At 67.2% G+C, this 1,159-nt stretch carries 1 protein-coding gene; it reads left to right on the top strand.

The features are described from left to right. Positions 1-35 precede the first annotated feature (35 nt). The coding region (locus AN218_RS29650; RefSeq protein WP_070020156.1) for an NAD-dependent formate dehydrogenase at positions 36-1,159 on the top strand (1,124 nt) is incomplete at its 3' end.

The following is a 1,159-nucleotide window of genomic DNA, read 5'->3' as shown; positions in this document are numbered from 1 at the left end:
CCGCACCGATTGCCTCGACGGCGAGGAGTTGTGTCATGGCGAAGGTTCTGTGTGTGCTCTACGACGATCCGACCGGGGGTTATCCGGCCTCGTACGCGCGTGACGGTCTTCCGGAGATCGCGCGGTATCCGGACGGGCAGACCACTCCGTCTCCGGAGGGCATCGACTTCACTCCGGGGCAGTTGCTGGGCAGCGTCTCGGGTGAACTGGGCCTGCGCTCCTTCCTGGAGAGCCGCGGCCACACTTTGGTGGTGACCTCCGACAAGGAGGGCCCGGACTCGGTCTTCGACCGGGAGCTGGTGGACGCGGACGTCGTGATCTCCCAGCCGTTCTGGCCCGCGTATCTCACGGCGGAGCGGATCGCGAGGGCGGAGAGGCTGAAGCTGGCGGTCACGGCGGGGATCGGTTCCGACCACGTCGATCTGGATGCGGCGATCGCGCGGGGTATCACGGTGGCGGAGGTGACCTTCTCCAACAGCATCAGCGTCGCCGAGCACGTGGTGATGATGATCCTCTCTCTGGTGCGTAACTATCTGCCCTCTCACCAGGTCGTGCTGGAGGGCGGCTGGAACGTGGCGGACTGTGTGGAGCGTGCCTATGACCTGGAGGGTATGCAGGTCGGGACGGTCGCGGCGGGGCGGATCGGGCTGGCGGTGCTGCGGCGTCTGGCGCCGTTCGACGTCACGCTGCACTACACCGACCGGCACCGGCTGCCGCGGGAGGTGGAGGAGGAGCTGAAGTTGACGTTCCACCCCACGGCGGCGGAGATGGTGCCGCAGTGCGATGTGGTCACGGTGAATGCTCCGCTGCATCCGGAGACCGAGGGTCTCTTCGGTGACGAGTTGCTGGGGACGATGAAGCGGGGTGCGTATCTGATCAATACGGCGCGGGCGCGGATCGCGGACCGGGATGCGGTGGTGCGGGCGTTGCGCAGTGGGCGGTTGGCGGGGTATGCGGGTGATGTGTGGTTCCCGCAGCCGGCTCCTGCGGATCATCCGTGGCGGAGCATGCCGCATCAGGGGATGACGCCGCATATCTCCGGTTCGACGCTGTCGGCGCAGGCGCGGTATGCGGCCGGTACGCGGGAGATTCTGGAGTCCTGGTTCGAGGAGAGGCCGATCCGGGAGGAGTACCTGATCACCGACGGCACCGGCCTCGC

Origin of the sequence: Streptomyces nanshensis, from assembly GCF_001751255.1 — a bacterium.
Lineage (GTDB): Bacteria > Actinomycetota > Actinomycetes > Streptomycetales > Streptomycetaceae > Streptomyces > Streptomyces nanshensis_A.
This window is presented reverse-complemented; position numbering and strand designations above follow the sequence as displayed.